The following is a 23085-nucleotide window of genomic DNA, read 5'->3' on the forward strand; positions in this document are numbered from 1 at the left end:
GGGGCTCGGGATGACGGGAGAGCAGAACGGCCGGCCGTTCGCCGCCGTACGGTTCGGGGTGGAGATCCGCCAGATCGGCGGTGAGTCGCTGATCGCCTTTCGCGGCGAGCTGGATGTGCTCGCCTGGCTCCGGCTCTCCCCCGTGGTGGCGGAGGCGCTGCGGGGGCGCTCCCGCTTCGTGGTGGACCTGCGGCGGGTGGAGTTCATGGACGCCTGCGGGCTGCGGCTGCTGGTGCCGATCCACCGGCAGGCGGCGGTGCACGGCCGACTGCCGCGGCTGGTGCCCGGACCCGCGCGGGTGATGCGGGTGCTCCGGCTGGTCGGCGTCGACCGCCTCTTCGCGGGGGCCGACGGCGCGGGGCGCGAACCTCCGGCCCGCGCCGGGCCGGAGGCCCCGGGGCGCAGGGGGCCGCGTTCCTGCGACCCGGTGGCCGCACGGCTGCGGCGGCGCGCAGGGAGGCGGACGGCGACGGAGAGGAAAGGCCGGCGGCCCGCCGCCGATCCCCCTGGTGGGGGTCGGTGGCGGGCCGTGTGCCGGGTATGGCTGGCTGGGGTTTAGTACCAGCCGTTGGCCTGCCAGGAGGCCCAGGCGGCGTTGGGGGAGCCGTAGCGGTCGTTCATGTAGGACAGGGCCCACTTGATCTGGGTGGCGGCGCTGTTCTGCCAGTCGGCGCCGGCGGAGGCCATCTTGGAGCCGGGCAGGGCCTGGCCCAGGCCGTAGGCGCCGGAGGAGGCGTTGGTGGCGTGGACGTTCCAGCCGCTCTCGTGGGAGATGATCTGCTCGAAGGAGGCCAGCTGGTCGGCCGGCACCAACTGCGCGGCGATCTGCTGCGGGGAGCCGGAGGGGGCCGAGGTGGTGGCGCTCACGGCCCGGGTGCTCACACCGGTGGACGCGGTCGCGGCCGGCGCGGCGGCGGCAGCCGCGTGGCTGCTGTGGGCGAGGTGGGCCAGGTGGTCCTGGTGGGCCGAGACGGCCGCGGCGTGGTTCAGGTGGCCCTGGTGGGTCAGGTGCCGCTGGTGCGCGGAGACGGTCGCGGCGTGGTTCAGGTGGTTCAGGTGGGCCTGGTGCGCGACGTGCTGCTGGTGCGCGGACACCTGCGCACTCGCCTGCCCCGGGGTCGCGGCGCTGGCGACCGAGGTCAGCCCGCCGAGGGCGGTGAGGCCGGCGGCGCCGGCGACGATCGCGGCGGGGAGACGGAGACGGGCGGTGGTGCGGGTGGAACGAGACATACGGGCGAAACCTCAATCGGTAGTCGGGGCGCCGGAAGGGGATTCCGGTCGGCCGCTTCGTCGGCGGCCATCGGATTTCCGGGCGCCGGGGCACACCGTGGGATCGGTGCCCTGCGGAACAGGACCGCGGTTCGTTTCCACCGCGGCGATTGCGATGAGTCATTGATAGCCAGAAAGCCCGGCATGTCCCAAATGCCCCACCTACGGAGATCCCCGTAGACCGACCCGATAACCTTCGTTCTCCAGGCTCAGTGGGGCCCCAACCTTCGACTATCCGGGTTCGTGTTCCCCAGGGCCCTGTGGGCGGCCTCACCTCCAAGGCCCCGGAAATGGCTCCGAAAAGTGACCTGGCGCACTTCACGGCCCCGCCCCGGCTACCGCAATCCGGCAGAAGAGGCAAAAACAATAGGGGCGATCCAGCTCACAAAGCCGGCCCTGCCGAACCCGCCCGCGGAATGGCGGCGCGCGGGCCGCAGGCTTGCGGGCACCGGTGCGCCACCGCACGCTGAGGAACGCGCGCCCACGCGCGCGGGCCCGCGAGGGTCGGTCGCGGTCGAGGAGGACTTGCTGTGGTGAAGGGCGCGGACGGTTCAGGCGGCGCGGGCGGCTCCGACGACCCGGGCGGCGCGGGCGCCCCGGGCGGCGGGCGCGCGCCCGGCGGGATCCCGGCCACCATGCGGGCCTGGGAGGTGGCCGAGCCGGGGCCGATCGAGAAGGGGCCTCTCCGGCTGGTCGAGCGGCCGGTCCCCGCACCCGGCCCGGACGAGCTGCTGGTCCGGGTGCTGGCCTGCGGGGTCTGCCGGACCGATCTGCACGTCAGCGAGGGCGACCTGCCGGTCCACCGGCCCCACGTGGTGCCGGGGCACGAGGTGGTCGGGACGGTCGCGGCGGCCGGTTCCCTGGTGCGCGGCTTCCCGCCCGGCACCCCCGTCGGCGTCGCCTGGCTGCGCCGTACCGACGGCGACTGCGTCCACTGCCGGCGCGGGGCGGAGAACCTCTGCCCGCGCTCCGAGTACACCGGCTGGGACGCGGACGGCGGCTACGCCGAGTTCACCACCGTCCCGGCCGACTTCGCCTACCGCCTGCCGATCGATCCCGCCTCCGGGGCCGACCCGGCCGACTTCGCCCCGCTGCTCTGCGCCGGGATCATCGGCTATCGCGCGCTGCGCCGGGCGAGCCTGCCGCCCGGCGGCCGGCTGGGCCTCTACGGGTTCGGCGGCAGCGCCCACCTGTGCGCCCAGCTCGCCCTGGCCGAGGGCGCGGAGGTGCACGTCCTCACCCGCGGCGAGGCCGCCCGGCGGCTGGCGCTGGAGCTCGGCGCCGCCTCCGCCCGCGGCGCCTACGACCGGCCGCCGGTGCCGCTGGACGCGGCGGTGCTCTTCGCGCCGGTCGGCGAGCTGGTACCGGTGGCGCTGCAGGCCCTGGACCGGGGCGGAGTGCTGTGCGTCGCCGGGATCCACCTCTCCGACCTCCCGCCGCTGGTCTACCAGCGGGACCTGTTCTACGAGCGCGAACTGCGCAGCGTGACCTCCAACACCCGGGCGGACGGCCGCGCCTTCCTGGAGCTCGCGGCCCGCTACGGGGTGCGGGCGACGGTGCACCGCTATCCGCTGGCCGAGGCCCAGCAGGCGCTGCGCGACCTCAAGGCCGGCCGCTTCGACGGGGCGGCGGTGCTGGACTGCGCCTGACCGCGCGCCCGCCGCGCCGCCGGGTCGGGACCGAGCGGCTAGCGCTTGCCGATCAGGTCCCCCGGGAACACCCCGCCCGCGGCGAGCCGCTCGACCAGCGCGCCGGTCAGCTCGGTCAGCCGGGCCACCCCTTCGGCCCCCAGATGCTCGTACGGGGCGCGGTCCAGGCGGTCCGTCTCCTCCTCCAGGCGGGTCCGCAGCGCGGCGCCCTCCTCGGTCAGCTCGCCGTCCGCGTCCAGCAGTCCGCGCGAGCGGAGCCGCTCGGTGGCGGCCGCCCAGTCCTCGTCGTTCCAGCCACGGGTCAGCGCGACCCACTTGCGGGACATCCCGCGTCCGCTCGCGGTGTGCGAGACCTGCGCGTCCAGCCCGGTCAGCTCGGCGTCCTGAAGCACCGCGATGTGGCCGTCGCCGCGGTACTCGCGCAGCAGGGTGGCCGCGTGCCAGAGCGCCAGGTGCGGGGATTCGTCCAGCAGCGGCACCGGCAGGTCCGCGTGCGCGGCGTACAGCGGGCGCCCGTACGGCGCGCAGGCCTCCACCGCGCGCAGGGCCAGGCCGGCCGCCTCGGCGGTCTCCGCCGAGAGCGCCCGCTCCTCCCCCAGCACCCGCCGCAGCAGCCGGTCCACCGCGCGGTAGCGGGCGTCGACCGCCTCGTCGGGGGCGACCGTGCGCCACACCTCGGGGACGTACTCCTCGATGAACTCCGGCTTGTACGAGTTGAAGACGGCGGCGACGGTGCTCGGGCCGACCGGTCCCAGGGCGCCCGCGCGGTGGGCGAAGTTGACCGCGGGCCGCTCGGTCACGCCGAGCTTCGCGAACTCCTCGGCGCACTCGGAGGAGAAGTACACGGAGGCGTGCAGCGTGTTCAGCAGGCTCTGGCAGCGGCGGCCGGCGCGGGGCGGCAGCGGGGTGGTCGTCATGGCGGCAGCGTAGGGGAGCGGACGGGCGAGCGGTAGCCGCGGTCCGGGGGCTCCGGTAAGCAGTCACAAGGGATTTGGACGCTGTCGGAGCGGCTGGAAGACTGGCGCGGTGACCGACCCCGACAGCCCCGCCCTGGTGCCGCCCGCTCCCGCCGTCCGGCCCGCCCCGGCCGGCGACTCCCCCGCCCGCGGCGGGATGACGGAGCGGTCCCGCGCCGGGCGATCGGGCCCGCCAGCGGCCGGCGGGCCGCGGGGCCTGGCCGGTTTGGCCGGCCTGGCCGGCCTGGTCGGCCGGGTGCCCACCCCCTGCTACGCGCTGGCCTCGATGGTGCTGCTCCAGCTCGGCATCGCGGCCTCCCAGCCGCTCTTCGGGCCGCTCGGCGCGACCGGCACCACCAGTCTGCGGATGATCGTCGCGGCGGGCGTGCTGATCGCCGCCACCCGGCCCCGGCTGCGCGGCAGGACGCCCCGCCAGCTGGCCGCCGCGGTCCTGCTGGGCGTGGTCTCCGGGTTCATGACGCTCACCTTCGCGGCCTCGGTGGCCCGGATCCCGATGGGGGTCACCTCCACCATCGAGTACCTCGGCCCGCTGGTGGTCGCGCTGGCCGGCAGCCGCCGGGCGCCGGACGCGGCCTGGGCGCTCCTCGCGGCCGGCGGCGTCGCGCTGATCACCCTCACCGAGGGCGGCGGACCGGGTACCGGAGGCCGCGGGCTGGATCCCCTCGGCCTCCTCTTCGCGGCGGCCGCGGCGGTCTGCTGGGGGCTGTATCTGGTGCTCACCAAGCGGGTGGGCAACAGCTTCCAGGGCTTCCAGGGGCTGGCGGTGTCGATCTCGGTGGGGGCCCTGACGGTGGCCCCGATCGGTCTCGGCCGCGGCCTCCACGGCCTCCTCACCGCCGGCGGCGCGGGCGGGACGGCCGGCGGCGGCCCCGGGGCCGGCTGGAGCTGGTGGCTGCTGCTGCTCGCGGTGGCCGGCGCCGCGCTGCTCTTCCCGGTGCTGCCCTACGCGCTGGAGATGGCGGCGCTCCGCCGGATCCAGCCCCGGCTGCTGGGGATCCTGTTCAGCCTGGAGCCGGCGGTGGCCGCGCTGATCGGGCTGCTGGTGCTCGGCCAGGCGCTGAGCTGGGGCCAGGTGGGCGGGATGGCCTGCGTGGTCGGCGCCAGCCTGGCCGCCACCCTCAGCGCTCGGAACGGCTGAGCGGCGAGGACTGGGCGGGCAGCCCGGCTTCCGCGGTGCCGGCGGCGCCGGCGGGGTCGGCGGTGTCGTCGGCCGCCGAGGACCGGCCCGCCCCCGCGGACTGGCCGGACTGGGCGGATTGGCCAGGCTGGGCGCCCCGGGCGGTCGCGGAGGTCCGGCCGGCCGACGCCGGCGGCGCGGAACTGCCGCGCTCCACAAGACTGGTGGCCAGGTCGATCCGCGGGCTGGCCACCGGCCGCCCGTTGGCCAGGTCGAGGACCAGCCGGGCGGCGGTCTCGGCCATCTCGATCAGCGGCTGCCGCACGGTGGTCAGCGGCGGCCCGACCCAACGGGCCAGCGGCAGGTCGTCGAAGCCGACCACGCTCAGCTCGTCCGGGATCCGCAGGCCGAGCTCCCGGGCCGCCTCGTAGAGGCCGAGGGCCTGGAGGTCGTTGCCGGTGAAGACGGCGGTCGGCCGCTCCGGCAGCCGCAGCAGCTGCAGCCCGGCCCGGTAGCCGGCCTCGTGGTGGAAGTCCCCGGCCCGCACCAGGCCCGGCTCGAAGGCCACCCCGGCGGTCTCCAGCGCGGCCCGGTAGCCGTCCACCCGGGCCCGGCTGCACATCATCCCCTCCGGCCCGCTGATCACCCCGATCCTGCGGTGGCCGAGCTCCAGCAGGTGGCGGGTGGCCGCCAGGCCGCCCTGCCAGTTGGTGGCGCCGATGGCCGGGACCGCCTCGCCCGGGTCGCCGGCCGGGTCCATCACCACGAACGGGATGTCCCGGCGGGCGAGTTGCTCGCGCTGGCCGGGTTCGAGCCCGGAGAGCACCAGGATCGCCCCCACCGGCCGCCGGGCCAGCACCCCGTCCACCCAGGACTGGCCGACGCTCAGCCGCCCGGCCGCGTCCGAGAGGACGAGGCTGAGGCCCTCCGCCCGGGCCACGTTCTCCGCGCCCCGGATCACCTCGAGCGCCCAGGCGCTCTCCAGCTCGTTGAAGACCACCTCGAGCAGCGGGGCCGGCTGCTGGGCACCGGTGCGGCGGCGCCGGTAGCCGCGGCGGCGGAGCAGCTGCTCGACCCGCTCCCGGGTCTCGGGGGCGACGTCGGTGCGCCCGTTGAGCACCTTGGACACGGTCGGCGTGGACACACCCGCCTCGCGGGCGATCTCGGTGAGCGTCACCGGAGCCGCCTGGGGCGCCGAGGGCGCGGGGAACGCGGAGTCGTCGTGGGTCGGCTTCACGGGGGGATCGTAGCGCCTGGGGCCGATCACGCCTACTGTCGCGCAGCCGAAACTTTCGCCCCGTCAATCTGCAAGAAAATCCACGCAGATGGCTTGACTGGGCCCAAGTCCCCACCTACGTTTCCCGACAGATTTTCGAGACTTCGACTGAAACAGTCGAACCCCCACCCGATACCCGACTGCCCCGAGGAGGGCACGTGCCCAGACGGACCCGGGTCATCACCGGTGCCATGGCCGCGAGTTGCGCCGTCGCACTGAGTCTGTCTCTGACGGCCTGCGGCGGCAGCAGCCCGTCCGCAGGCTCCGGCGGCAACAGCTTCACCGTGCTGGTGTACGGAGACGCCGGCAACAAGGTGGAGCGCCAGATCGTCGACGAGTTCAACAAGACCTCGTCGGTGAAGGCCAAGCTCTCCACCATCCCCGGCGCGGACTACCAGCAGAAGCTGCAGACGATCATCGGCACCAGCCAGGCGCCGGACGTCTTCTTCAACTGGGGCGGCGGCAGTATCCAGCCGTTCGTCAAGGCGGGTCTGCTGATGCCGCTGGACGACATGATCCAGAAGAACCCGAAGCTGAAGTCCTCCTTCCTCCCCTCGGTCTTCAACACGGCGGAGATCGGCGGCAAGGCGTACGGCATCCCGATGCGCGGCACCCAGCCGGTGCTGCTCTTCAACAACAAGAGCGTGCTGAAGCAGGCGGGGATCACCTCCTCCCCGGCCACCTGGAACGACCTGCTGACCGACGTCGGCAAGCTGAAGGCGAAGGGCGTCACGCCGATCGCCCTCGGCGGCGGCGACCAGTGGCCCACCCTGATGTGGTTCGAGTACCTCTACGACCGGATCGCCGGCCCCGGCCTCTTCCAGAAGGCGCTGGCCGGCGACAAGAGCCAGTGGTCGAGCCCGGACAGCCGCAAGGCGCTGTCGATGCTCCAGCAGCTCAAGGCGGCGGGGGCGTTCGGCTCCAACTTCGACTCGGTGAAGTTCACCGACAACGGCTCCACCAAGCTGCTGGCCACCGGCAAGGCCGGGTTCGAGCTGATGGGCTCCTGGGAGTACTCCACGGCGCAGAGCATCGACCCCACCTTCGCCAAGAGCGGCCTCGGCTACGCGGCCTTCCCGACCGTGCCCGGGGGCAAGGGCGACACCGCGAACCTGGTCGGCAACACCAACAACTTCTACTCGGTGCTGAAGTCCACCAAGCACGCGGATGCCATCGCCAAGTTCCTGACCCTGATGTACTCGGACGAGTTCGTGAAGGCGCAGCTGTCCATCGGCAACCTGCCGACCACGACCAACACGCCGCAGTTCCTCAGCCAGGCGGACGACCCGGCGTACGACCAGTACCAGTACGGCCTGGTGAAGCAGGCGCCGGCGTTCCAGCTCTCCTGGGACCAGGCCTATCCGCCGAACGACATCACGCCGATCCACACCGCGGTCGGCCAGTTCCTGGACGGGCAGATCGACGCGAACGGCTTCATCAGCGCGATGCAGAACCTCTCGACGGCGGGGTGATCGAACCATGGCAGCGACGCTGACCGGCGAGCCGGGTCGGGGGGGAGCCGTCGCCCCGGGCGACGGCAGCCACGGCAAGGGCGGCAAGCGCAGCGCCCGGCAGCGCCGGTTCGGCCCGTCGCGGCGGGACGTCGGGGACCGGGCCAGTCGGCCCGGCTTCCTCTGGGCAGTACCCGGAGCACTGTTCTTCACGGTGTTCGCGGTGGTGCCGCTCGGCCTGGTGGCCGTGCTCTCCTTCTACAGCTGGGGCGGGCTCGGCTCGCCGCAGTGGGCGGGCACGGCCAACTGGACCAAGCTGCTCCACGACCCGGTGATGCTCCGGTCGCTGTGGCTGAGCGTGCTGCTGACCCTCCTCGGGGTGGTGGTGCAGACTCCGCTCAGCCTCCTCCTCGGGGTGTGGGCGGCCGGACCGCAGCGCAACCGGGCGGTGCTCTCGGCGATCTACTTCGTGCCGCTGCTCCTCTCGGCCACCGCGATCTCGGTGCTCTGGCGGGCCCTCCTCGACCCCAACTTCGGGATCCCGTCCCAGCTCACCTGGCTCTTCGGGAACGGCAACCTGTTCGGGCACCAGAACACCGCGATCGGGGTGCTGGTCTGGGTCGCGGCCTGGCAGTACACCCCGTTCCACACCCTGATCTACCAGGGCGCGGCCCGGGCGGTGCCCGAGGTGCTGTACCAGGCGGCCGAGATCGACGGGGCCGGGCGGGTCCGCAAGTTCTTCCACATCACCATCCCGCAGCTGCGGAACGCGATGGTCACCTCGGTGATCCTGATGGTGGTCGGCGGCCTCACCACCTTCGACACGGTGCTGATCCTCACCCAGGGCGGGCCCGGCACGGACACCACCATCACCGCGTACTACATGTACCAGCAGGCGTTCAAGAGCTTCGACTTCGGCACCGGGGCGGCGATCGCGCTGCTGCTGGTGGTGGTCTCCACGATCATCTCGCTGATCGTCGTCCGCGCCTCCGGTTACGACAAGATGCGCAGCGTCAACGAGGGGCTCTGATCAGCGAGATGCGCTATCCGACGACTGTCCGGGCGCTCCGGAGGGCCAACTGGGGAGCCGGATTCGGCTCGCTGGTCTGGCTGTTCCTGGTCGGGCTGCCGGTCTACGTGGTGGTCGCGGCCTCGCTGCAGACCACCTCGGACTTCACCCGCGGCGGCCCGCTCTCCTGGCCCCGGCATCTCACCTTCGCCAACTTCAGCGCGGACTTCAGCACCGGCTTCGGACGGTACTTCCTCAACACGGTGCTGCTGACCGCGGCCGTGGTGGCGATCGTGCTGCTGCTGGTGCCGCCGCTGGCGTACGCCATCGTGCGGGCCCGCGGGCGGGTGGCCGGGACGGTGTTCCGGATGCTGCTGGTGGGCCTGGCCATCCCGGCCCAGGCGGTGATCGTGCCGGTCTTCTACCTGATCAGCAAGGCCGGCCTGTACGACAACCTGATCGGGGTGATCCTGCCGACCGCGGCCTTCGCGCTGCCGGTGTGCACCCTGGTGCTCTCCGGGGTGATGCGGGACATCACCCCGGACCTCTACGAGGCGATGACGCTGGACGGGGCCGGGTCTTTCCGGACCTTCTTCACCCTGGTGGTGCCGCTGTCCAGGACCGGGCTCTCCACGATCGTGGTGTTCTCCGCCCTCCAGGCCTGGAACGGCTTCCTCTTCCCGCTGGTGCTCACCCAGTCCGACTCCAGCAAGGTGATCACCCTCGGCCTGTACGACTTCCAGACCGCCTACGGGGTCAACGTCCCCGGACTGCTGGCGGCGGTGCTGATGTCGATGATCCCTGTTCTGCTCGTCTACCTGTTCGCCCGGAAGGCCCTGGTCCAGGGCCTGATGGGAGTAGGAGGGAAATGACCGACGCGACCGACTCCGCGCTCCCGCAGGATCCGCCCGGGCAGGATCCGCCCGGGCAGGACGCGCCCCGGCAGGACGCCCCCTGGCGGGACCCGGCGCTGACCGCGGACGCCCGGGCCGACGCCCTGCTCGCCGAGATGACGCTGCGGGAGAAGGCGGCCCAGCTGCAATCGCTGTGGGTCGGCGCCTCCGACGGAGACGACGGCGACGCGGACGTGGCCCCCCACCAGCACGAGAACCTCGACGGCACACCACCCCTGGAGGCCCTTCTCCCCTACGGGCTCGGCCAGTTGACCCGCCCGTTCGGCACCGCCCCGGTCGACCCGGCGGTGGGCGCCGGGTCGCTGGCCCGCGCCCAGCGCCGGATCATGGCCGGCAACCGCTTCGGCATCCCGGCGATCGCCCACGAGGAGTGCCTGGCCGGCTTCACCGCCTGGGGCGCCACCATCTATCCGGTGCCGCTCTCCTGGGGCGCCACCTTCGACCCGGCACTGGTGGCCGAGATGGCCGCGGCGATCGGCCGCGACCTCCGCCGGGTGGGCGTCCACCAGGGCCTGGCCCCGGTCCTCGACGTGGTGCGGGACGTGCGCTGGGGGCGGGTCGAGGAGACCATCGGCGAGGACCCCTACCTGGTCGGCAGTGTGGGCACGGCGTACGTCCGCGGCCTCCGGTCGGCCGGGGTGGTGGCCACCCTCAAGCACTTCGCCGGGTACTCGGCCTCCCGGGCCGGGCGCAACCTGGCGCCGGTGTCCATGGGCCTGCGGGAGCGCGCCGACGTGATCCTCCCGCCGTTCGAGATGGCGATCCGGGAGGGCGAGCCCGGTTCGGTGATGCAGGCCTACACCGACACCGACGGCGTCCCCTCCGCCGCCGACCGCCGGCTGCTCACCGAACTCCTGCGGGAGGTCTGGGGCTTCGACGGGACGGTGGTCTCGGACTACTTCGGCGTCGCCTTCCTCCACAGCCAGCACGGCATCGCCGCGGACCTGGCGGGGGCGGCCGCGGCCGCGCTGTCGGCCGGCGTCGACGTCGAACTGCCCAGCCTCCAGGCGTACGCAGAACCGCTGCTGACGGCGGTTCAGGACGGTCGGCTGTCCGAGGAGACGGTGGACATCGCGGTCCGCCGGGTGCTCCGGCAGAAGATCGAGCTGGGCCTCCTCGACCCCGACTACGCCCCGGAACCCCCGGGGATCTCGCCGCGGGTGCCGGCCCAGCGCCACGCGATCGACCTCGACCCGCCGGAGAACCGCGCGCTGGCCCGCCGGATCGCCGAGGAGGCGGTGGTGCTGCTCGCCAACGACGGGACGCTGCCGCTGACCGGCCCCGGGCGGACGGCGCCCGGCCGGGTGGCGCTGGTCGGCCCCACCGCGGACGAGCCGAGCGCCCTGCTGGGCTGCTACTCCTTCCCGATGCACGTCGGCCCGCAGCACCCGGGCACTCCCCCGGGGGTCGAGCTGCCCACCTTGCGCTCGGCACTCACCGCCGAACTGCCGGACAGCGCTGTGGCGTTCGCGCCCGGTCTGCCCGCCGCGGACGCCACCGCCGTCGACGGGTTCGCCGCCGCGGTGGACGCGGTGCGCGGGGCCGAGGTCGCGGTGCTGGCGCTGGGCGACCGCGCCGGGCTCTTCGGACGCGGCACCAGCGGCGAGGGCTGCGACGCGGAGGACCTGGAACTGCCGGGCGCCCAGCGGCAGTTGCTGGAGGCGGTGCTGGACGCGGCCGCCGAGGCCGGCACCCGGGTGGTGGTGGTCGTCCTCTCCGGGCGGCCGTACGCGCTGGGCCGAGCGGTGGGCGAGGCCGCGGCGATCGTGCAGGCCTTCTTCCCCGGCGAGGAGGGCGCGAACGCGGTGGCCGGTGTGCTCGGCGGGCGGGTCGCGCCGTCCGGACGGCTTCCGGTGGGCGTGCCCGGGCGGCCCGGCGGCCAGCCCGGCGGATACCTCAGCAGCCGGCTGGCGCTGGCCGGCGACTCCTCCAACCAGGATCCCACCCCGGCCTTCCCGTTCGGCCACGGGCTGACCTACACCCGGTTCGGCTGGGAGGAGCTGTCCGCGGAGACGCCCTCCGCGCCCACCGACGGGGAGCTGCGGTTCTCCTTCACCCTCCGCAACACCGGGGAGCGGGCCGGCACCGAGGTGGTGCAGGTCTACCTCCACGACCCGGTGGCCTCGGTGGTCCGGCCGGTGCAGCGGCTGGTCGGGTACCGCAGGGTGGCGCTTGAGCCGCGCGAGTCGTGCCGGATCGAGGTCGCGGTACCGGCCGATCTGGCCGCCTTCACCGGGCTCGACGGGCGGCGGATCGTCGAGCCGGGCGAGCTGGAGCTGCGCTTCGGCGACTCCAGCGCCGGCGCCCGGCTGGTCGGCAAGGCCGAACTCACCGGGCCGGTGCGGACGGTGGACCACACCCGGCGGCTGCACGCGGAGTTCCGGGAGTTCCGGGAGGGCCGATCGGGCTGACAGCTGGCGGGAGCTGGCGGGGGCCCGGGAACGGGCGGGGCCGGGAACGGGCGGGCCCGGGAACGGGCGGGGCCGGGAACGGGCGGGGCCCGGGAACGGGCCCGGGACGGGAGCGAGCCGCGAGCCCGGCACCGGCACCGGCACCGGCACCGATGCCGGTGCCCAGGCCGGGGCCGGTGCCGGGGCGGTCCACGCGCGCGGCACGGCCGGCGGGCCCGGGCCCGTGATCGGGACCGCCTTCCGGGGCCTCCGCCGGCCTCCGTAACCTGCGGGTATGACGATCCAGCCGCCGCAGCCGACCCGGCCGCCGACCGAGACCGGTTCCGAGACGTCCAGCCCTCCGCCGTCCCTCGCCGATCTGCTCACCCTGGAGCGGATCGGCGAGGGCGCCTTCCGCAGCGGCCGCCATCCCGGCCGGGGACCGCGGATGTTCGGCGGGGAGCTCGCCGGCCAGGCGCTGGTGGCGGCCGGACGGACGGCCCCGGCGGACCGGCCGGTGCATTCGGCGCACGCGTACTTCCTGCGCGCAGGCGACCCCGACACGCCGGTGGAGTTCGAGGTGCGGCCGGTGCGGGACGGCGGCTCGTTCTCGCTGCGCCAGGTGACGGCCCGTCAGCACGGCCGTGCGGTCTTCGAGTTGGTCGCCTCGTTCCACCGCCTGGAGAGCGGCCCGGCGCACCAGGTGCCGAAGCTGCGGGCGCCCGATCCGGAGTCGCTGCCGAGCGCCCCCGCCAACCTGGAGGGCGCCACCCCCGCCGAGAGGGCCTGGCTGAACCGGATCCGGGTGGAGCGAAACATGGACTTCCGGTTCCCGGAGTCGCTGCCGCCGTTCTCGCTGCCGGAGCGCGGCGAGAGCACCCGGCAGCGCACCTGGATGCGGACGGTCTCGGCGCTGCCGCCACTGGCCGAGGACCCGGTGCTGCATGCCGGCGCCGTGATGTACGTGTCCGACCTGCTGCTGCTCCCGACCGCGCTGGGCCCGCACGGCTCGGCGTTCGCCCACACCGACACCATGCTGGCCAGCCTCGACCACGCGGTGTGGTTCCACGCCGGGTACCCCATGGACGGCTGGGTGCTCTACGAGCAGGAGTCCGCCTGGGCGGACGCCGGGCGGGCGCTCTGCACCGGCCGGATGCTGGGGCAGGACGGGCGGCTGGTGGCGTCGGTCGCCCAGGAGGGACTGGTCCGGCTGCGCTCCTGAACGCCGGCCTCCCGTCGGGCCGCCCTCAGTCCACGGGGAGACGGCGGAGCTTCACGGTGGAGTCGATCCGGGTGGTGGGGTTGCCGTCCGGGTCGTTCTGCAGCCGCTCGTGCTCCTCGGCGCGGAGGACCTCCCAGTCGCCCTCCGGCAGTTGGAGGTCGCGGATCACCTCGTCGGGGGTGGGGAAGTACATGTCCGCGTGGGAGTGGGCGTGCGGCCAGAACTTGGCGTTCGGGTCGGCGGCCTCGGACCCGCCGTCGGTCTCGGCCCCGGCCTCGGCCTCGGTCTCCCAGGCCGGGAGGCTCGCGTGGCCCTCGATCAGCAGCACCCCGCCGGGGGCGACCGCGGCGGCGGCCCGGCGCAGCACCTCCTCCCGCGGCAGCTCCCCCCGGGAGTGCAGGAACTGGGCGCTCACCAGGTCGTACTCCCCCGCCGGGAACTCGGTGGCGAGGTCCACCCGCCGGAACTCCACCCGGTCCGCGACCCCGCGCTCCACCGCGTGGGCGGCGGCCCGCTCCAGGGCGACCCGGCTGAGGTCGACGGCGGTCACCCGCCAGCCGCGCCCGGCCAGCCAGATCGCGTCCGCGCCCTCTCCGCAGCCCAGGTCGAGGGCGCGGCCCGGCGGCAGCTCGTCGACCTCCCGGACCAGGGCGACATTGGGGTTGCCGCTCCAGATCCGCTCCTTCTCCGCGTACTTGGCGTCCCAGGCGGCGGCCTCGGCCGCGCGCTCCTCGGTGGTCATCTCGGTACTCCCGTCTCCGCTGCCCGACGGCGGGGATATCCATGCCGGCCGGCTCTGGGCACGAGGCTGCGGCACGGCGCGTACCGAGCGCAAACACCGTTGCCGATCCGGCAAGATGTGCCCTGTGAGCAGTGCGGACGAGAACCCTGACGAGGAGCTGCTGGCGGGCGTCGGCCCGCGGCTGCGGTCCCTGCGCAAGGAGCGGAGGACCACCCTGGCCGCCCTCTCCGAGCGCACCGGCATCTCCCAGAGCACCCTCTCCCGGCTGGAGTCCGGGCAGCGCAGGCCGACCCTGGAACTGCTGCTGCCGCTGGCCCGGGCGTACGGGGTGGGCCTGGACGAGCTGGTCGGCCTGCCCGCCCCGAAGGACCCCCGGGTGGAGCCGGAGCCGTTCACCCACCACGGCCGGACCTGGGTGCCGCTCACCCGGTATCTCGGCGGGCTGCACGCCTTCAAGCAGATCATCCCGCCGGACGCGCCCGGGGCGGACGACTGCGGCAAGCCCCTCGACCCGCGCACCCACGAGGGCTACGAGTGGCTGTACGTGCTGAGCGGGCGCCTGCGGCTGCTCCTCGGCGACCGGCGGCTGGAGCTGAAGGCCGGCGAGGCCGCGGAGTTCGACACCCGCACCCCGCACGCCTTCGGCAACGCCGGCACCCGGCCGGTGGAGTTCCTCGCCATCTTCGGCCCGCAGGGCGAGCGGATCCATGTCCGGGCCAGGCCAAGGAAGTTGGACTGAGGGGACGCGGGGCGGCACGGTTCCGCCGGAGGGCCGCCGGAAGTCCGCCGGGGCCCCGCCGGTGGTCTGTCGGGGTCTTGACACGGAACTGGTCTAGTCCAACTATGGGCGGTGCTCAACCCTCGGCTCAACCGTGTTCTCGTACCACTGCGCGCCCCGTCGCGCGCAGCCCCCACTCGCTGACTTCCCCCACCGGGAGCACCCATGAGACGCAAGGGACGGCTCCGGCGCGGACTCGCCGCGCTGGCCTCCTTCACCGCCGCCACCGGGCTCGCCCTGGCCGGCGCGGCCACCGCCCAGGCGCACACCCCCGGGACGGCGAACGCCCACCGGCACGGATCGGCGTCCCCCGCGGCGAGTTCGCTGCCCTCCCAGCTCTTCGCCCCGTACTTCGAGGCCTGGACCGGCGGCGACCCGTCCGCGCTGGCGACCCAGTCCGGCAACAAGTACCTGACCATGGCCTTCCTGCAGACCGCGAGCTCCGGCTCGTGCACCGCGCTGTGGAACGGCGACACCTCGATGCCGATCGCCTCCTCCACCTTCGGCAGTGCCATCTCCGCGATCCAGGCCGCGGGCGGGGACGTCATCCCCTCCTTCGGCGGCTACACCGCGGACACCACCAACACCGACATAGCGGACAGCTGCACCGATGTGTCCTCCATCGCGGCGGCCTACGAGTCCCTGGTCACCACCTACCACATCCACCGGATCGACCTGGACGTGGAGGCCAACGCCGAGACCGACACGGCCGGGCTCACCCGCCGCTCGCAGGCGATCAAGCAGGTGGAGGACTGGGCCGCGGCGAACGGCCAGAGCGTGCAGTTCTCGCTGACCCTGCCGACCACCACCTCCGGCCTGGACTCCACCGGCAAGGCGGTGGTCCAGAACGCGATCGCCAACGGCGCGCGGATCGACGTGGTCAACCTGATGACCTTCGACTACTACGACGGCGCCACGCACGAGATGGCCACCGACGCCGAGAACGCGGCACAGGCGCTCTACAGCCAACTGGCCGCGCTGTACCCGTCCAGGAGCTCCGCCCAGCTGTGGAACATGGTCGGCATCACCCTGATGCCGGGCATCGACGACTACGGCGCCGCCGAGACCACCACCGTCGCGGACGCGGCGAACGTGGAGAGCTGGGCGGCCGGCAAGGGCGTCAACACCCTCTCGATGTGGGCACTGCAGCGCGACAACGGCGGCTGCCCCGGCACCGGCGGGTCCGACAGCTGCTCCGGCATCAGCCAGAACACCTGGGACTTCAGCCACGCCCTGGAGAAGATCAACGGCGGCGGCTCCACCGGCAGCAGCGACTTCTCGCTCTCGGTCAGCCCGGCCTCGGCCACCGTGGCGGCGGGCGGCTCCACCACGGCGACCGTCTCGACGGCGGTCTCGTCCGGCTCCGCCGAATCGGTCGCCCTCTCCGCGAGCGGGGCGCCGAGCGGGGTGACGGTCTCGTTCAGCCCGGCCTCGGTCACCTCCGGCGGCTCCTCGACGATGACCGTCTCCGCCTCCTCCTCGGCGGCGGCGGGCAGCTATCCGATCACCGTGCGGGGAACCGCCTCCTCGGGGAGCCACAGCTCCACCTACACCCTGACCGTCGGCGGCGGCGGGAGCGGCGGGGGCGGCAGCCTGGCCAACGCCGGCTTCGAGTCCGGCTCGCTCTCCCCGTGGACCTGCCAGTCCGGCTCCACGGTCGTCAACTCGCCCGTGCACAGCGGGAGTCACGCCCTCCAGGTGACGACGAGCGGTTCGCAGACCGGCGAGTGCGACCAGAGCGTCACCCTCAAGCCGAACACCTCCTACACGCTGACCGGCTGGGTGGAGGGCTCCTACGCCTTCATCGGCGTCAGCGGTGGCGCGACCGCCTCGACCTGGGCCAGCTCCAGCGGCTGGACCCAGCTCAAGGTGCCCTTCACCACCGGCTCCTCGGGCACCGTCACCGTCTACGCCCACGGCTGGTACGGCCAGGGCAACGTCTACGCCGACGACTTCGCCCTGAACTGATCCGCACCACCGCCCTCCGGCCGCGCCTCCTGCGCGGCGGCCTTCGGCCTCCCGGGCCGATCCGCCGGACCACCGTCGCCGATCGTGATCTTTTGCGGTCGGCGATGGTCTGTTTGACTGCGGGTTCGGTGCACGGTTGCACCGTTGCCGAGATGGGAGGCCGTCGGGTGGAGGATCTGCGGATCGGGGTGCTGGGGCTGGGGATCCGGGCCTCGCTGGGGCGGCACGCCCATCGGCCGGGCCAGGGCTCCCGGGTGGTGGCGGTGTGCGACACCGACCGGCGGGCCCTGGAGCGGGGAGCGGAGAAGCTCGGGTTCGAGGAGGGATGGCAGGCGGAGGGGGTGCTCGCCACCACCGAGCGGCGCGACCTCCTGGCCGCCGGGCTGGACGCGGTGCTGGTGCTCACCCCCGATCACACCCACGCCGAGCTGGCGGTGGAGCTGCTGGAGGCGGGGACACCGGTCTATCTGGAGAAGCCGCTGGCGATCAGCGTCGAGGACTGCGACCGGATCCTCCTCGCCGCCCGGCGCACCGGCACCCGGCTCTACGTCGGCCACAACATGCGGCACATGCCGGTGGTGCTGCTGCTGCGCGAGCTGATCGACCGCGGCGAGATCGGCCGGGTGGAGGCCGTGTGGTGCCGGCACTTCGTCGGCCACGGCGGGGACTTCTACTTCAAGGACTGGCACGCCGACCGCCGGCTCAGCGGCGGGCTGCTGCTGCAGAAGGGCGCCCACGACCTGGACGTGATCCACTGGCTGACCGGCGGCTACACCCGCCGGGTCAGCGCGATGGGCGGACTCAAGGTCTACGGCTCGATCACCGACCGCCGGGACAACCGGGACCGGCAGATGTGGGACTGGTTCTCCGAGGACAACTGGCCGCCGACGGCCCAGCGGGAGCTCAACCCGGTGGTCGACGTCGAGGACCTGTCGATGATGCTGATGGAGCTGGACAACGGCGTCCACGCCAGCTACCAGCAGTGCCATTTCACCCCCGACTACTGGCGGAACTACACGGTGATCGGCACCGAGGGGCGGCTGGAGAACTTCGGCGACGGGCCGGGAGGGGTCGTCCGGCTGTGGAACCGCCGGACCGGTTACCGGCCGGACGGGGACGCCTCCTTCGCCATCCCCGAGGGCGAGGGCGGCCACGCCGGCGCGGACACCGCGATCATGGCCGAGTTCCTCCGGTACGTGCGGGACGGCGGGGAGACCCTGACCTCGCCGGTGGCCGCCCGGCAGGCGGTCGCGGCAGGCGTCACGGCGACCAGGTCGCTCCGCGAGGGCGGCACGCCGCTGGAGGTCCCGCCGCTGCCGGACGGGCTGACCTGACCGCGGCAGCACGCCGGCACGCCGGCACGCCGGGGCCGGCCGCCGCCCGGCCGGAGGGACCGGCCCGTCCCCGGGCGGCGTGGTGTCACAACCCCGGCGGCCGATCCGTCAGCCTGATGACCGGGTAATCCACTGTGATCGGACGGGGACGGGACGAGGATGACGAGGGACGACGACCAGCGGCTGCTCGCCGAGGGCTTCCAGCGGCACCGGGCGCACCTCCGCGCTGTCGCGTACCGCATGCTGGGCTCGCTGGCCGAGGCCGAGGACGCCGTGCAGGAGTCGTGGCTGCGGCTGAGCCGCACCGACAGCGACGCCATCGAGAACCTCGGCGGCTGGCTGACCACCGTCGTCGGACGGGTCTGCCTGGACATGCTGCGCAGCCGGGCCGCCCGCCGGGAGGAGCCGCTGGAGGCGGCGATGGGACCGCGGCTGCCCGACCCGGTGGTGCTCCCCGACCCCGGCGCGAGCGGCATCGGCGGCCCGGGCGCCTCCGGCTCCGGTTCCGGCGGCCGGGGCGGGGTGGCCGGGGTCCTCCACGGCGGCGACGAGGCGGCCGGCGATCCCGAGCGGCAGGCGCTGCTCGCCGACTCGGTCGGGCTGGCCATGCTGGTGGTACTGGACGCCCTCTCCCCCGCCGAGCGCCTGGCCTTCGTCCTCCGCGACATGTTCGCGGTGCCGTTCGAGGAGATCGCCAGGATGCTGGACAAGTCCCCGGCCGCCACCCGCCAGCTGGCCAGCCGGGCCCGCCGCCGGGTCCAGGGCCTGGCGCCGGACCCGGAGGCGCTGGAGACCGACCCGCAGGACCTGCCGCGCCGCAGGGCCGTCGTGGACGCCTTCGAACGGGCCGCCCGCAAGGGCGACTTCGAGGCGCTGGTGGCCGTCCTCGATCCGGCCGTGGTGCTCCACGCCGCCCTCCCGCAGGGCACCGCCGTGGTCCGGGGCGCGGCCGCGGTGGCCGGCCGGGCCAGGCTGTTCTCTCGGACCGGGACAGCCGTCTCCACCCAGCGGGTGCTGGTCAACGGCGCGCCGGGGATCCTGGCCACGCAGGAGGGGCGCCCGTACTCGCTGCTGGCCTTCACCGTCGACCCCGAGCGCGGGCTGATCGTCGAGCTGGACATCATCACCGACCCGGAGCGGCTGGCCGGGCTCGACCTCTCCGGGCTCGCCGGGCCCGACGCCGGGCCGGCGGCTCACCTGCGTTCGAGGATCCCCCGGACGTAGGCGGCCTGGCCGACATGCTGGTGGTCCTCGGCGAGCACGCTGACCAGGCGGACGGCGAGGGTCACCGGCGGGTCCCAGGAGTCGTCGACGATCCGCTGGTAGTCGGCGTCGGAGAGGGTGCGGAGGTACTCGACCGTCCGGGCGTGGACCGCGTCGTGGTAGTCGGCCAGCTGTTTGGCCGTCACCCCGCCGAAGGATCCCACCTGGGCGGTGGAGTGCCCGTAGCCGTGGTCGGCGGTGTGGTACGGCAGCCCGAAGTCCTGGTGGTACCCCGCCTCCGTCCAGGCCTGCTCGCGGCCGGCGACCTCGGCGATGTGGTCGTCCTGGACCCGCGTCAGATGCCAGACCAGCCAGCCGATCGGGTTGGCGTCCTGGTCCAGCCGGGCCGTCAGCTGCTCCTCGCCGAGGCCCTCCAGCACGTCGTGGACGCTCTCCTGCACCCGGTTGAACCCGTCGACCAGCAGCTCGACACTCGCCGTCGCCATACCGCACTCCTCCTGTCGCCCTTCGGGACCTCTCCTGCCCATCCTTCGCAGGGTACGTCCGGGGACTGACACTCGCTCAGCCACCGATGTAAATCGTCTTCACGAGTACGCCGGAAGATATTGCTTTTCTTCACCGGCATTCGCCAGCATGCTCATGTTCACCTGAGTGACCGTCAACCCGCGTACCGGCAGGGCCCATCGGGAGGCGTTCGTGGCACGACCCAGATCAGCAGGAAGATCGTGGCGCGGCGGAACCGCGGCGGGGAGGCGCGCGCCGCTGGCGGCGCTCGCCGCGGCCGCCACCGCCGTGGGCATCGCGATGGCGGGGGCGCCACCGGCCTCCGCCGCGGCACCGCCCGGCCCCGGGCCGGCACCCACCCAGCAGCGGGACCAGGCGCAGGCCCAGACGGAGGCGCGGGACCAGACGGAGGCGCGGGCCCAGGCGCAGGCGTTCGCGGACAGCGCCGGCCTTCCGGCCGACGCGGTCGGCGCCGCCAGGCCCGGCCTCCCGGCCGAGGCCACCGACCCCGCGACCGGTCGGGACTGGGCGATCACCTCGTTCACGCCGGCCGCGGCGGCCGCGCCGGCCCCGGCCCGGAGCAGCACCGGCTTCCAGGACGGCGCCGCCACCGCCGTCCTCACCCGGACCCCCGGCGGGGCCTGGCGGGTCGTCCATCGTGGCGGTCCGCTGGACTGCGGGTACGGGGTGCCCGCGGACATCCGGACGGCCCTCGGCCTGCCGGCGTCCGCGCCGGCCGCCTGCTCCGCCCACACCGCCGCCCAGCGCCGCGCCGCGCACACCGCGGCGGCCGCCCCGCCGCCCCCGCCGACAGCGCCGCCGGCGCCGGCACCGATCGCGGCGCGGACATCGCCCGGATCGCCCTCGGGCAGGTCGGCACGGCCACCACCCCCTCCGAGACCAGCTTCGCGGGCGTCGACTGCGACCCCTACACCACGCTGGTCGGCGCGTTCTCCCCGAACTCCAACGGCTGCGGAGGCGACGCCGGCTTCGGGGTCCGCGACGAGAACGAGGCCTGGTGCTCGGACTTCGCCAAATGGGTCTGGGAGCAGGCCGGGGTGACCGCGGACGTGGACACCGTCAACGCCGGGGCGACCTCCTTCTACGCCTGGGCGCAGGAGCAGGGCCAGACCCCCGTGGTGGACTCGGGCACCCCCGAGCCCGGCGACGCGGTGGTCTTCTACCCGCCCGGCGCGGTCGACGCGAACCGCTACGCCGACCACGTCGGCATCGTCACCGCGGTCCATCCCGACGGCACGGTGGACCTGGTCAACGGGGACTTCCTGGGCGCGGACGGGATCACCGTCGAGTACGACCCCGGCGTCTCGCTGACCCCCTGGGCGGCCGGGGTGTGGGGGGCCGGCGAGCAGTGGGTGCTGGTCGCGCCCCCGGCGGGCGCCCAGCCGGCGGCCCCGCGGACCGCCGTCTCCGGCCCGCACAGCGCCGCGGCCGGCACGGCGGTGCGGCTGACCGCGGCCGCGCCCAGCGCGCCGGGGGCTCCCGCCCCCCGGTACGCCTGGACCTTCGGCGACGGCCGGGACACCGACGCCGCCACCGCCGCCGTGGACCACGTCTTCCCCGGTCCCGGCCGCTACAGCGTCACGCTGACCGCCACCGCCGCCACCGGCGCTGCCGCGACCGGCACCTTCGAGGTGGACGTGGCGGCCTCCTCCGGGGCCGCGGTGTCGGTTCCTGACACCTCGGTCTGGTACTCGGCCCGGCCGATCGACCAGTACCTCTTCCAGCCGGCCGCCGACGGGGGGCTCGCCGCGGAGGTCTCGGACGGGGTCGACTGGCTGCGCCGGGAGCCACCGGGCCGGCCCGCGCCCGGCACCGCCGTCACCGCGCTCGCCTATCCCGACCCGCGGGCCGCCGACGCCACCGTCCCGCACGCCTACTACCGCTCCGCCGACGGAACCCTGGCGGAGACCGCCCGGGACGGGGCCGGGGCCACCTGGTCGACGCGCGACCTGGCCGGCTCGCCGGCTCCGGGCAGCGCCCTCACCGCGGTCGCCACCGCGGCCGGCCCCGAGGTCTTCTTCTTCGACGGGTCCGGACGGCTCACCGAGTCCGCCGAGCGGGGCGGGACCTGGTCCGCCTCGGAGGTGGGCGGACCGCCCGTGCCGGCCGCCGACCGGGGAGCGCTCGCGGCCGTGCCGATCGGCGCCGGCGGCGACCCCGACGCCGTCGCGCTCTTCCAGCGCGACCGGGCAGGTGGCCTGACGGTACGTCAACTCATCGGGGGCCACTGGCTTTCCGGGCACGTGCCGGGTGCGCTCGGCGCCCCGTCGAGCGGGCCGGCCGCGCTGGCCACCCCCGGCGGCGGTGCCGCGGTGTTCTCCACCGACGCCCACGGCAGGCTGTACGAGGCGGTGGCCGGGCGCACGGCCGCGGGCCTGAGCGGCTGGCGGGTGCACCTCCTCCCCGGCTCGCCGGCCGCCGGCGGACCGCTGGCGGCAACCACGTTCCTGCCGGGCACGGGCGCTGGCGGCTCCGGCGGCTCCGGCGGCTCGGGCGACACCGCCCCGCCGCTCGGCCAGGAGGTCTTCTACCTCGGCGGCGACGGCGTTCCCGCGGTCACCGCGGACGACGGCTCCGGCTGGCGGACCGGCACGCTGCCCGGCTCGGGCGGCACCGTCCTGGCCGCCGACGCCTACCCGCGCGCCGGCCTGCCGCAGCAGCTGTTCCTCTCCGGCCCCGACGGCCCCGGCAGCCTGACCCTGGACAGCACGGACGCCGCCGGAACCACCTGGTCGGCCACCCCCCTGCCGACCCGGACGACCGCCTACCCGGACACCGTCCTCCTCTACGCCGCGACGCCGGCCGACGAGGAGAGCGCGCTGGCCGCCGCCCGGTCCGCGGGGCTGCCGGACGGCCAGGTCACCACCTCCTTCGCGCGGGCCTGGGCGGCCGCCCTCACCGGGGACTACCTGGTGGTCGCGGTGGGCCGGCCGGCCCTCGACGCCCTCTACTACAACCCCTGCGGCTGGGCGAACCCCTCCGTCGAGGACGGCGGCTCGACGCCGTTCTTCCTCGCCCGCGGCCCGCTGAACGCCCCACCCGCGGCCGACGGCTTCGAGAACTCCGCCGCCGCCGACGACGCCCAGACCCCGGCCCTGGCCGCCGGCCTCGCCTTCTACGCGGTCCACGGCACCCTGCCGCCGGGAGCGACCCTGCCTCCCGCGGCCGCCCCGGCCCGCGTCTGCGCGGGCGCCGCCGGCTGACCCCGTCCGGCCACGCGACCGAGCGCGCGGCCCCGGA

General features: G+C 74.6%; 18 protein-coding genes and 1 pseudogene. 13 read left to right on the forward strand and 6 right to left on the reverse strand.

Annotation, left to right across the window (positions count from 1 at the left end; genetic code table 11):
* Positions 1–10 precede the first annotated feature (10 nt).
* Positions 11–559, forward strand: a complete 549-nt coding sequence (locus BS73_RS34445; protein WP_051939611.1) for an STAS domain-containing protein — start codon at positions 11–13, stop codon at positions 557–559.
* Here BS73_RS34445 and BS73_RS39265 read toward each other — a convergent pair.
* On the reverse strand, positions 556–1230 hold the full coding sequence (locus BS73_RS39265) for an aggregation-promoting factor C-terminal-like domain-containing protein (RefSeq protein ID WP_063836931.1): 675 nt from the start codon (positions 1228–1230) through the stop codon (positions 556–558). The two genes, BS73_RS34445 and BS73_RS39265, sit on opposite strands and share 4 nt — an antisense overlap.
* A 674-nt stretch (positions 1231–1904) precedes the next feature.
* On the opposite strand from BS73_RS39265, the gene BS73_RS06920 reads away from it, so the two are divergent.
* On the forward strand, positions 1905–2918 hold the full coding sequence (locus BS73_RS06920; protein WP_037578540.1) for a zinc-binding alcohol dehydrogenase family protein: 1014 nt from the start codon (positions 1905–1907) through the stop codon (positions 2916–2918).
* A 38-nt stretch (positions 2919–2956) separates the two neighbouring features.
* Here the strand turns inward: BS73_RS06920 and BS73_RS06925 are convergent, their stop codons facing one another.
* Entirely contained in the window at positions 2957–3835 is an 879-nt protein-coding gene (locus BS73_RS06925; protein ID WP_037570463.1) for an SCO6745 family protein, read from the reverse strand.
* Positions 3836–3944: 109 nt separating this feature from the next.
* Here BS73_RS06925 and BS73_RS06930 point away from each other — a divergent pair, with 109 nt between their 5' ends.
* Entirely contained in the window at positions 3945–5033 is a 1089-nt protein-coding gene (locus BS73_RS06930; protein WP_051939612.1) for an EamA family transporter, read from the forward strand.
* A gap of 166 nt (positions 5034–5199) precedes the next feature.
* Here the strand turns inward: BS73_RS06930 and BS73_RS06935 are convergent.
* Positions 5200–6189: pseudogene (locus tag BS73_RS06935) on the reverse strand (LacI family DNA-binding transcriptional regulator); the annotation flags it as partial.
* 290 nt (positions 6190–6479) lie between these two features.
* Here BS73_RS06935 and BS73_RS06940 point away from each other — a divergent pair.
* The 5 genes from BS73_RS06940 (at position 6480) to BS73_RS06960 (ending at position 13274) form a co-directional block, all read left to right on the forward strand.
* Complete coding sequence (locus BS73_RS06940) at positions 6480–7760, forward strand: extracellular solute-binding protein (protein WP_037578543.1); 1281 nt, start codon at positions 6480–6482, stop codon at positions 7758–7760.
* A 7-nt stretch (positions 7761–7767) separates the two neighbouring features.
* The gene (locus BS73_RS06945) at positions 7768–8769 is read left to right on the forward strand and encodes a carbohydrate ABC transporter permease (RefSeq protein WP_084703858.1); all 1002 of its coding nucleotides are present in this window, start codon (positions 7768–7770) and stop codon (positions 8767–8769) included.
* An 8-nt stretch (positions 8770–8777) separates the two neighbouring features.
* Positions 8778–9620 carry a carbohydrate ABC transporter permease gene (locus tag BS73_RS06950; RefSeq protein WP_037570464.1) on the forward strand — a complete coding sequence of 281 codons (843 nt, stop codon included), beginning with the start codon at positions 8778–8780 and terminating at the stop codon, positions 9618–9620.
* Entirely contained in the window at positions 9617–12073 is a 2457-nt protein-coding gene (locus BS73_RS06955) for a beta-xylosidase/alpha-l-arabinosidase (protein ID WP_037570466.1), read from the forward strand. Before BS73_RS06950 ends, BS73_RS06955 begins: the two co-directional genes overlap by 4 nt.
* Positions 12074–12347: 274 nt before the next feature.
* Positions 12348–13274 carry an acyl-CoA thioesterase gene (locus tag BS73_RS06960; RefSeq protein ID WP_063836932.1) on the forward strand — a complete coding sequence of 309 codons (927 nt, stop codon included), beginning with the start codon at positions 12348–12350 and terminating at the stop codon, positions 13272–13274.
* Positions 13275–13299: 25 nt separating this feature from the next.
* Here BS73_RS06960 and BS73_RS06965 read toward each other — a convergent pair whose 3' ends face one another.
* Complete coding sequence (locus BS73_RS06965) at positions 13300–14016, reverse strand: SAM-dependent methyltransferase (RefSeq protein WP_037570467.1); 717 nt, start codon at positions 14014–14016, stop codon at positions 13300–13302.
* Positions 14017–14131: 115 nt separating this feature from the next.
* Here BS73_RS06965 and BS73_RS06970 point away from each other — a divergent pair, with 115 nt between their 5' ends.
* The 4 genes from BS73_RS06970 to BS73_RS06985 all read left to right on the forward strand — a co-directional run bounded on the left by BS73_RS06970 (position 14132) and on the right by BS73_RS06985 (position 19320).
* On the forward strand, positions 14132–14755 hold the full coding sequence (locus BS73_RS06970) for a helix-turn-helix domain-containing protein (RefSeq protein ID WP_037570468.1): 624 nt from the start codon (positions 14132–14134) through the stop codon (positions 14753–14755).
* A gap of 204 nt (positions 14756–14959) precedes the next feature.
* Complete coding sequence (locus BS73_RS06975; protein ID WP_084703859.1) at positions 14960–16762, forward strand: glycosyl hydrolase family 18 protein; 1803 nt, start codon at positions 14960–14962, stop codon at positions 16760–16762.
* Positions 16763–16929: 167 nt separating this feature from the next.
* On the forward strand, positions 16930–18096 hold the full coding sequence (locus BS73_RS06980) for a Gfo/Idh/MocA family protein (protein ID WP_037570470.1): 1167 nt from the start codon (positions 16930–16932) through the stop codon (positions 18094–18096).
* Positions 18097–18255: 159 nt separating this feature from the next.
* Positions 18256–19320: a sigma-70 family RNA polymerase sigma factor gene (locus tag BS73_RS06985; protein ID WP_037570471.1), complete on the forward strand. Its 1065-nt coding sequence runs from the start codon at positions 18256–18258 to the stop codon at positions 19318–19320.
* On the opposite strand, the gene BS73_RS06990 is transcribed toward BS73_RS06985, so the two are convergent.
* On the reverse strand, positions 19290–19805 hold the full coding sequence (locus BS73_RS06990; protein ID WP_037570472.1) for a mycothiol transferase: 516 nt from the start codon (positions 19803–19805) through the stop codon (positions 19290–19292). The genes BS73_RS06985 and BS73_RS06990 overlap by 31 nt on opposite strands.
* A gap of 99 nt (positions 19806–19904) precedes the next feature.
* Positions 19905–20411 carry a hypothetical protein gene (locus tag BS73_RS39270; RefSeq protein WP_235215333.1) on the reverse strand — a complete coding sequence of 169 codons (507 nt, stop codon included), beginning with the start codon at positions 20409–20411 and terminating at the stop codon, positions 19905–19907.
* Positions 20412–20762: 351 nt separating this feature from the next.
* On the opposite strand from BS73_RS39270, the gene BS73_RS34455 reads away from it, so the two are divergent.
* Positions 20763–23048, forward strand: a complete 2286-nt coding sequence (locus BS73_RS34455; protein ID WP_265736883.1) for a PKD domain-containing protein — start codon at positions 20763–20765, stop codon at positions 23046–23048.
* Positions 23049–23085: the final 37 nt, after the last annotated feature.

This window comes from Phaeacidiphilus oryzae TH49 (assembly GCF_000744815.1).
In the GTDB taxonomy this organism is placed as follows: domain Bacteria; phylum Actinomycetota; class Actinomycetes; order Streptomycetales; family Streptomycetaceae; genus Phaeacidiphilus; species Phaeacidiphilus oryzae.